This is a genomic window from Flavobacterium sp. (assembly GCF_043720215.1).
Lineage (GTDB): Bacteria > Bacteroidota > Bacteroidia > Flavobacteriales > Flavobacteriaceae > Flavobacterium.
On the sequence record NZ_JAYSSZ010000191.1, the window covers coordinates 1 to 9,170 of the forward strand.

The 9,170-nt window shown below is 33.0% G+C and carries 11 protein-coding genes and 1 tRNA gene; 7 read left to right on the forward strand and 5 right to left on the reverse strand.

Going from position 1 to position 9,170, the window contains the following annotated elements:
• Positions 1-1,915 (forward strand): T9SS type B sorting domain-containing protein (locus ACHZC3_RS08800; RefSeq protein WP_394759500.1); only part of this gene is annotated, 1,915 nt, incomplete at its 5' end.
• A 984-nt stretch (positions 1,916-2,899) separates the two neighbouring features.
• Here ACHZC3_RS08800 and ACHZC3_RS08805 read toward each other — a convergent pair.
• The 4 genes from ACHZC3_RS08805 to ACHZC3_RS08820 form a co-directional block, all read right to left on the reverse strand.
• Positions 2,900-3,142: a hypothetical protein gene (locus ACHZC3_RS08805; RefSeq protein ID WP_394759501.1), complete on the reverse strand. Its 243-nt coding sequence runs from the start codon at positions 3,140-3,142 to the stop codon at positions 2,900-2,902.
• Positions 3,132-3,386: a hypothetical protein gene (locus ACHZC3_RS08810; RefSeq protein WP_394759502.1), complete on the reverse strand. Its 255-nt coding sequence runs from the start codon at positions 3,384-3,386 to the stop codon at positions 3,132-3,134. The genes ACHZC3_RS08805 and ACHZC3_RS08810 overlap by 11 nt, the downstream gene beginning before the upstream one ends.
• Positions 3,387-3,407: 21 nt before the next feature.
• Positions 3,408-3,860, reverse strand: a complete 453-nt coding sequence (locus tag ACHZC3_RS08815) for a DUF5675 family protein (RefSeq protein WP_394759503.1) — start codon at positions 3,858-3,860, stop codon at positions 3,408-3,410.
• Positions 3,861-3,928: 68 nt separating this feature from the next.
• A complete protein-coding gene (locus ACHZC3_RS08820; protein WP_394759504.1) occupies positions 3,929-4,732 on the reverse strand; it encodes a hypothetical protein in 804 nt (267 codons plus the stop codon).
• Between the two features lie 97 nt (positions 4,733-4,829).
• Between ACHZC3_RS08820 and ACHZC3_RS08825 the strand changes: the two genes are divergently transcribed.
• The 3 genes from ACHZC3_RS08825 (at position 4,830) to ACHZC3_RS08835 (ending at position 6,950) form a co-directional block, all read left to right on the forward strand.
• Positions 4,830-5,321 (forward strand): thermonuclease family protein, encoded by a 492-nt coding sequence (locus ACHZC3_RS08825; RefSeq protein ID WP_394759505.1) that lies wholly within the window; start codon positions 4,830-4,832, stop codon positions 5,319-5,321.
• Positions 5,322-5,452: 131 nt separating this feature from the next.
• The gene (locus tag ACHZC3_RS08830; protein ID WP_394759506.1) at positions 5,453-5,881 is read left to right on the forward strand and encodes a PaaI family thioesterase; all 429 of its coding nucleotides are present in this window, start codon (positions 5,453-5,455) and stop codon (positions 5,879-5,881) included.
• A gap of 7 nt (positions 5,882-5,888) precedes the next feature.
• Positions 5,889-6,950, forward strand: a complete 1,062-nt coding sequence (locus ACHZC3_RS08835) for a chorismate-binding protein (protein WP_394759507.1) — start codon at positions 5,889-5,891, stop codon at positions 6,948-6,950.
• Between the two features lie 68 nt (positions 6,951-7,018).
• Here the strand turns inward: ACHZC3_RS08835 and ACHZC3_RS08840 are convergent, their stop codons facing one another.
• Positions 7,019-7,468, reverse strand: coding sequence for a hypothetical protein (locus ACHZC3_RS08840; RefSeq protein WP_394759508.1), 450 nt, complete (start codon positions 7,466-7,468; stop codon positions 7,019-7,021).
• Between the two features lie 211 nt (positions 7,469-7,679).
• Here ACHZC3_RS08840 and ACHZC3_RS08845 point away from each other — a divergent pair, with 211 nt between their 5' ends.
• The 3 genes from ACHZC3_RS08845 to ACHZC3_RS08855 all read left to right on the forward strand — a co-directional run bounded on the left by ACHZC3_RS08845 (position 7,680) and on the right by ACHZC3_RS08855 (position 9,000).
• The gene (locus ACHZC3_RS08845; protein WP_394759509.1) at positions 7,680-8,120 is read left to right on the forward strand and encodes a nuclear transport factor 2 family protein; all 441 of its coding nucleotides are present in this window, start codon (positions 7,680-7,682) and stop codon (positions 8,118-8,120) included.
• Between the two features lie 25 nt (positions 8,121-8,145).
• The gene (bshB1, locus tag ACHZC3_RS08850) at positions 8,146-8,862 is read left to right on the forward strand and encodes a bacillithiol biosynthesis deacetylase BshB1 (protein WP_394759510.1); all 717 of its coding nucleotides are present in this window, start codon (positions 8,146-8,148) and stop codon (positions 8,860-8,862) included.
• A gap of 64 nt (positions 8,863-8,926) precedes the next feature.
• Positions 8,927-9,000 (forward strand) — tRNA-His (locus ACHZC3_RS08855).
• Positions 9,001-9,170: the final 170 nt, after the last annotated feature.

Below are 9,170 nucleotides of genomic sequence, written 5' to 3' on the forward strand. Positions count from 1 at the left end.
TTTGCAAGTATTTTCGTTACCAGTTATTGTAACTATAGTTGATTTAAAACAATGTGACGATAACATCGATGGTTTTAGTGTTTTTAATCTAACCCAAGCCAATAGTATTATTTCAACCAATTTTGCAAACGAAACGTTCGCTTATTTTGAAACACCATCAGATGCTCAAAATAATACAAATCCTATTCTAAACTTTACAACATACACCAATCAAGTTGTGAGTAACGATATAATTTATGTTCGAGTTTCAAATGCCAATGGTTGTTTTCGTGTGGCACAACTGAATTTGATTGTTTCTACAACTCAAATACCACCAAGCTATACGCAAAGTTTTACCCAATGTGACGATACCATTTTAGGCACAAATACGGATGGTATAGCTTCTTTCGATTTTAGCGCGGTAACACCTCAAATACAAGCTATATTTCCTGTTGGACAGCTACTAGATATTACCTATTATAGAAATCTAGCCGATGCACTAGCCGAAAACAATCCAATAACGGATAGTTCAAATTATCGAAATATTGGTTATCCGACAACTCAAAATATTTACATTCGTGTCGATAGTCAACTCAATAATGATTGTTTGGGATTAGGAAGTCATATCACATTAAATGTAGAAAGAATTCCCATTGTAAACCCAATGATTAGAAATCATTGCGACGATGACCAAGATGGATTGTATGGTTTTGATACCCTCAATCTGCAAACCTCTTTATTAAATGGTTTAACGAATGTCGCTGTTACTTATTTTGACCAAAATAATAACACACTGCCAAGTCCGCTACCCAATCCTTTTGTGACGACTTCACAAACTATAAGAGTGGTGGTTACTAATACTACAACAAAAGCCTGTTCGTATGAAACAACCATACAATTTGTAGTAGATGATTTGCCAGAAGCTTTTCCTATTGCTACTACATTAACAAGTGTTTGTGATGATGAACCCAATCCAATCAATCAAAATGGTTTGTATTCTTTCGATACTTCGACTTTTCAAAATACGATTTTAGGAAGTCAAAGGGGAATGGTAGTCAATTATTTTGATGCAGCTAACAATTCGTTGCCTAGTCCGCTTCCAAATCCATTTGAAACAACCACACAAAATGTAAGAGTGGAGGTTGTTAATCCAATCAATACGACTTGTAAAGCCAATTATACTATTTCATTTGTGGTAAAACCAGTACCTAACATTAGTTTACTAGGTGATGAACTGGTTTGTAACGAACAAACTATATTCAAAACGATTGACGCAGGACTTTTAGACCCGACCCAAGCACCAAACTATACGTATGTGTGGAAACTAAACAGTAGACCAACTGTGATAGGAACAAATTATACATTAACTATAAGCCAAGCAGGGATTTATACTGTTGCTGTTTCTAATAGTTTAAATTGCCCTAAAACAAGAACGATTACTGTTACAGCTTCCGATAAAGCGACTATAACATCAGTAAACGTAATAGATTTAACCACACCAAATAGCATAACAGTTTATGTTACAGGTGCTGGAGATTATGTTTATGCGCTTGATGATATAAATGGTTTGTATCAAGAGGATAATGTATTTGCTAATGTGAGTGCAGGAATTCATACGGTTTACATCAAAGATTTAAATGGTTGTGGCGTTGTACCAAAAGAAGTTGCTGTTTTAGGAATTCCAGATTATTTTACCCCAAATGGTGATGGCTATAATGATTACTGGAATATAAAAGGGGCAAATAGTAGTTTAAATGCCAAAACTATTATTTATATTTTTGACCGTTTTGGTAAATTAATCAAGCAAATTACACCAACTAGCCAAGGTTGGAATGGTACCTTCAACAACCAAGCACTACCTGCAACAGATTATTGGTACTCTATAGAACTAGCTGATGGTAGAATTGTAAAAGGGCATTTTGCTTTAAAAAGATAGTATTATTTATTAGTTTATTCAGCTGCACAAAAACCGCCTTTAGTCCAAGCGTTCCTAAAGTTGGTTCTTTGTTTGCTTCATTTCACTAATAAATTAAAAAAAGAGGTGTTCGTACCTCACCAATATTTTTACCCACCCAGTCCCACGCGCTGCCCACGCTTCACCCAAGCTATGTTACATAATAAGCCATTATGAGTCAATACCTGCGAACCCCGCAGGTATCGCATCATAAGCTCATTATGTAAAATAGCCGCCACAGCCAACGCTCCCGCCCGAAATAGGAACAGAGTTTTCATTGTTTTTTGAAGATGCCATCACGTTTTCAAAACAACCCCAACTCATTATTCATAATTTGTCATTCATAAGTAATTTTAGGCATCATCAAAAATCAAAAATGCCAGCAAGAGTGTGTCTTTTTATTTGTCAGAACATCACGATATATTACTTTTCAGCTTGATTGATGCCTTGCAATTCCATAACCACCAACTTTTGACTTTCGACCTGACGACATTCAACACATTTGGGCAACAATCCAACCCAAAAAGCAATCAGGAACAGTACAGTCAACAAATAAAAATCCACACACTTGCCCGAGCTTCTGCCACCACACTCGGAAAGTGCAGTTGGGGAAATCTTCCATTTCCCCAAACCCCATAGGATGCAATTTTTTTTGAAAGAATGCCACAGCATTCCATTCCAAAAGAAACATACCGAAAGGCATTCTCTCAAAAAAAACAGCGCCCGATGTAAACTTATCCGAATTACCACTACTGAATTTGAAGTTTCGGGCTTCCTTGGATTTCTTATTCCAACAAACCAATCCCCCTTTGATTGACAACTGAAAGCCATATAACCCCAATATAAGTGCGATACAAACCGCCCACTTAAATAAATTGGTAAAAAATAAAGCAATTCTCTTTTTCTGACTGCTATAAACAAAAAAACTCTGAAAATCAGAGCTTTTAAACAGGTTTTAAAACTATTTTAAGGGTTGTTTTTTGGTGTTTCTTCAGATTGTACACCTGTTTGAGAAACAACCGAAAGAATACTTCCGCCAAGTATTAAATAACCTGCTACACTTACTAATCCCACTGGTAAAGCCACAGGAGAAGCAATAATAACACCGCCAACCGATGCTAAAGTGATGCCAATAGTTCGAAGAATTTTAAACCATTTTGGTGTTGGTGCCAATACTCTTTCTGCTAAATTCAAATTGTTATTTTTCATAATCTTGATTTTTAATTATTGTTAATTCAATATTTGAAACTCTTTTTTCTAAATATTCTACTTTCTGGTTCAGTAAATCATTACCACTTTTAAACTCGGTTTTGATGATTAAAGCCATCGTTTTAACTTCAATCAAATCTTTTTCCATACTCTTGAAATCGGTGTGCAATTGCTTGATAAAATAAGCCACAACAGAGAGTAACAATGTGATAAGTGTTCCAAAAAGCACCGTTATGTTATTCATATTTTCCATTTTTCGAACTTTTTAGAATTGAAAATTATTTTCAATAGTTATTTTGTTGTTTTCAAGTTTTGCCAGTGCAGCCAATTTTGGATAAATCATTTTGTAAGTTGCAACACTTTGAGAAACTTCATAATTACCATCAATAAAAACAAATCCAAAACCACAAAGCGGACAACCAGCAGTTTCTTTGATAATGTTTCCGGTATGGATATAAACAAAATTGAAATTTGGTAAACCAGTAATCTCAATCATTCCTTCGTGAAGCTTTCCAAAAGCTTTTTTATAATCCACATTTTTAGCTCCGTAAGTATTCAATTTCAATGAAAATGTACCATTTGGTATAGCTGTTTCAGATGGGATTTTAACGGCTCTTATTTTATCTTCTAGTAAGTAACATTGAAAAATTCCGTTAATGTATAACTGGCTTAATGTACTTTCCTTTCCTTGTGCGACTCTTATTATTTTAGTTTCCATAATAATGATAGATTGGTTTTTAAACAAAAAATCCCTCGAAACGTTCGAGGGATTTTCTGAAAAGATTACTAAAAAGCTTCCTCGATTTTTAAGCAGTTGCCACTTGAAAAGAGATAGAAATTTGCGCCTACTTGTTGGTAAAACTCAATTCCTATGCACTGTAAAACGGTGGTGTATGCAGTTGGATAAACGCCCCCAGATAACGTTGCGGTTAGAATTGTTGCAGGAACTAGAGCATACAAATCCAAAAAATCAGTATATTGAATATCGTTTACCTCATTCAAATCAGCATCCATAGGATCATAGCTGTTTGTGGTAGCGTTGTATTCAAAATCACTCACAACTGAAAGCGAAGTAACCAAACGAAAATGAGTTGCTCCAGATGGTGCATTTACCAAATTCGCAGGATTAAAAGCAGGAATGACTAAATCGCCACTTTCTCTATCAAACGTATGCGTTAATGAAAACGGAGCGTTAAAAATCCCATTGAAAGAAGTGTTTTTGTCAAACTCAAAACCTTTCAAGTAACTACGTTGCGTAGAGATTTCAATTTTACGGTAACCTCTGGCTTCCGTTTGGTCTTCAAGGTTAATTTTCTTCATAATCGAAGTCAATCTTCCAGTAACTTGGCTGTCCGCCATTTGTTTCATCACTTGAGATAAACCAGTTCGAACCGATTTCCCTGCTTTGGCACAAGCACCAAATTCATTCATATTCTCACGAGTTCTCTCGAATTCAGGAGCAGTCAACACTTGGTCGCCAGTTGGTCCACCAACCATTCCAGCGAAGTAGCCTTCCTGTCCCTTAATTTTGAAGTGTCGGATATCTCCAAGAGTTCCAACATACTTAATAACACCTTTTTGTCTTGCCATTTTTTCTAATTTTTAAAAGTTAATATTTGCTTGCAATTGCTTTTACAAAGTTCAAATATTAACTTTGAATAACGTTAGCCTAAAATATTGAAAGACAATGCAATACAACGCAAAAGCACCGTACACAGTGGAAACCCATTGGCAAATTGAAGAAGTACTTGATGGCGATAGCATCATCATTAGCCATAGTTTCACTAAAATGAAAAAAGAAATCCGTCTTTATGGTTTAGATGCACCGGAAGTGAAGATTAATAGAAAGATGATGGAAGACGAAGAAAAAAGCAGTTTACCTGCTCAATTATTGATGCAATTTGGTTTGCAATCCTTACACTTCGTTTTGTCGGTTCCACCGCCTAAAACGGTTGTAACTATCGTTACAGAACAAGAGAATTATTATGACTACTGGAACAGACAATTGGGATATGTGATTTTGCCAAGTGGCGAATGTTTGAATGATTTGCTTTTGCAAAATGGGTATGCAAAAGCAACCCACAATTATTATTGTGGACGATTAGCGGAATACCAAGCAATGAACCGCCAAGCGCAGCTTAATAGCGTTGGGATATATAGCTTTGTAAAAAGTTTTTGATTTGTTGTACTTATGTTGTACTTAAAAAAATATTATTACCTTTGAGACCATTAAACACTAATACCTACGGGTATAAGTATGTTAATCTGTGGTAAAGTTTTTTTGTAAATTTGGAACACAAAAACTAAACTATGACTTTCGATAAAGATAAAATAATAAAAAAATGCAATGAAATGTGTCAAAATACTTTGATGCAAACCTTAAAAATAGAATTTATAGATGCTGGAGAAGATTTCTTAGTTGCAACAATGCCAGTAAATCCTAATGTTCATCAGCCTATGGGGTTATTGCACGGTGGAGCAAGTGTTGCCCTTGCAGAGAGTGTAGGAAGTGCGGCATCTATGTTGTTTGTAAATTCTGATGTAAGCGAAATACGAGGTATAGAAATTTCTGCGAATCATCTAAAAGCTAAAAGGGAAGGAATTGTTACTGGAACTGCTCGAATTGTGCACAAAGGAAGAAGTATTCATCTTTGGGAAATAAAAATTACTGACGAAGAAAATAACTTAATTTCTCTTTGCAAGTTGACCAATATGGTTTTGCCAAAAAGAAAAATTTAAAACCAAAATGAATATTATTTTTAATAAAGGTAAAGATTGGTTTAATAAAAAAATGCCTTTTGTAATTTATTGCAAACCAAACTCAGAGAAAATAATTGGCGTTTTTCAGAAAAATGACAAACTATTTGAAATAAATAATTTTACCGAAACTGGTTTTGCTTTTGTTTCTTTTGATAGAAAATCGAAATATATAATTCCTAAAGATCAATCCGATGTTTATATCGAAACTATAAGCGAGATAGCCTATTTTATCGAGAAAGATGTAGATTTAGGTTTCGATTCAGTTGTAAAATTATCTTTCGAGAATTTAGTTGAAAAAGGAATAAAAGCTATACAAAATAAGCAATTTGAAAAAGTAGTTTTATCGAGAAGAGAAAAACTTGAAATTGATAATTTTGATTTTGAGAAGGTTTTTTCTAAATTAATTTTTCATTATCAGAACACCTTCAAATATTGTTTTTACCATCCAAAAATTGGCTTTTGGATAGGAGCAACCCCAGAACAATTCTTGCAATCGTCAGAAAAAACCATAAAAACAGTTTCTTTTGCAGGAACACAACCGTATTCTGAAACTGAAGAATATATTTGGCAAGAAAAGGAAAAACAGGAACAGCAATTTGTAACTGATTTTATTTTAGATAATTTACAAAATTATTGTGCTGAAATTTCAGCATCAAAACCATACACTTTTCGTGCAGGAAGTATTGTTCATATCAAGACTGATATTAAAGCTGTAATTAATTCTAAAACGGATTTGCAGAATATTATAGAAAAACTACATCCAACACCTGCAGTTTGTGGTTTGCCTAAAGATGAAACCATGCAATTTATTATTGAAAACGAAGGATATGACAGAACTTTTTATACAGGTTTTTTAGGTGAATTAAATATTGATTTCGCAACTTTTCAGAATAATAAATCCGATTTATTTGTGAATTTGAGGTGTATGAATATCGAAAATAATTTTGTAAACCTATACATTGGTTGCGGAATCACAAAAGATAGTATTCCAGAAAAAGAGTTTTTTGAAACTGTAAATAAATCAAAAACAATGAAGAAAGTAGTATAAAAAAATAGTTGTTTATTAAATTTTAATAAACAACTATTTTTTTTAAAGTTAAATTGTAAAAAATATGATTATTTTTTTCCAAACAAATTATTTACGTCTGCTTTAGTCATTGAATCAGAAATCCCAGTAGCAGCTGTCAATTTATTTTTGGTCATAAATTGTAGTGTAACCATCTTTTGTAAGCTTTTTGTATAATGCAACCAAATGATATCATTAGGTAAATCTAATTTAATATCAGCAACAGGTGAAGCGTTAAAACCATTAGAAATGATAGTATATAAATTTTCGAAATCTCCAGCTAAATCTTTAAAATTAAATTTTACATTACCATTATCTACATCTTCAATGTTTTTAAACGAAACGGTATATTCATTTCCTTCTTTCTGAATGTAAATATCACTAGTCCCGTTAGCTCCAATTCGTCCTATTTTTTCAATTGGCACAGTTTCAATAACTTTTATCTGACTATATCCTAGGTAATTAATAAATAAAAATGAAAGTACAATAAATTTTTTCATGATGTTTTGGGTTTAATGGTTATGTGTTTTTTAAAAATAATTTAGACAAACATAATTAAAAAAATAACGAAATAAACAATTCAATTTAAATTTTTCTATAACTTAATATGAGAAAAATTTATTTCGTGCAAAATGCAGTAGGATTTAAAATGAAAATTCTAAATTTGAAAAGAATATAGAGATTACAAATTCGAACAACAAATAAATAGATATGGACAATAAACAATTGATAGAAAAATTTTACACCTCATTTGCTAATGGTAGTGCAGAAGGAATGATAAGTTGTTACCATGATGATATTCAATTTGAAGATCCTGCATTTGGAAAATTAGAAGGTGAAGATGTAAAAGTAATGTGGCAAATGCTTTTGAGCAGAAATAGTGGCTTAAAACTTAATTTTAATACTGTAGAGGCAAATAAAAATAAAGGTTCTGCAAATTGGGTTGCTGAATATACTTATTCGCAAACAGGAAGAAAAGTAGTAAATAAAATTTCAGCAAAATTTGAATTTGCTGATGGAAAAATTATAAAACATACTGACTATTTCGATATCTGGAAATGGACGCAACAAGCATTGGGTTGGAAAGGTTATTTGCTAGGTTGGACGCCATTTATGCAAAATAAAATTAGAAAAAAGCAAACACTTTATTAGAAACTTACAAGAAAAACAGAAAGTAATGAAATTAGATATACTCGCTTTTGGAGCACATCCAGATGATATAGAATTAGGTTGTGGAGCCACAATTGCAAAAGAAATTTCGTTAGGAAAAAAAGTTGGTATTGTCGATCTAACAAGAGGTGAATTAGGAACTCGTGGATCGGCAGAAATTAGAGATTTAGAATCTGCAAATGCTGCAAAAATCTTAAAAATTGCTATAAGAGAAAATCTAAATTTTAGAGATGGTTTTTTTAAGAATAATGAAAAACATCAGCTGGAAGTTATTCGAATGATTAGAAAATACAAACCAGAAATTGTACTTTGCAATGCTATAGATGATCGGCATATAGATCACGGAAAAGGAAGTAAATTAGTTTCTGACTCATGTTTTTTATCTGGTTTGTCAAAAATAGAAACAAGTTTAGATAATGCTATTCAAGAACCATGGAGACCAAAAATGGTTTATCATTATATACAATGGAAAAATATTGAACCCGATTTTGTTGTTGATATTTCCGGTTTTATGGATATAAAGATGGAAGCAATTATGGCTTACGATTCTCAGTTTTACAACCCAAATTCTAAAGAGCCAGAATCTCCTATAACCTCAAAAAACTTTTTAGATAGCGTAAAGTATCGTGCTCAAGATCTAGGACGCATAATAGGAGTTGAATATGGGGAAGGTTTTACTGTTGAAAGGTATTTGGCAGTCAATAGTTTAGGAGATTTGAAATAATTTTTTTTAAATTTTCTTTGCAAAAGAGAAAAAATGCAATATCTTTGCACTCGTTAAACAAATGGTGGTTGTAGCTCAGCTGGTTAGAGCGCTGGTTTGTGGTGCCGGAGGTCGCCGGTTCGAAACCGGTCATCCACCCTAAATAACGCAAAAGCTCCCTGATTTTCAGGGAGCTTTTTTATTTGTATAAGTGTCTTGTCCTAAAATGGCAATACATAAATTCATCGTTATGGAAAACACCCAGGAACCTCGCTATGTAAAGCGTACCCAAAAAGACTACAGTATGTCTTTTAAATTACAAATTGTTC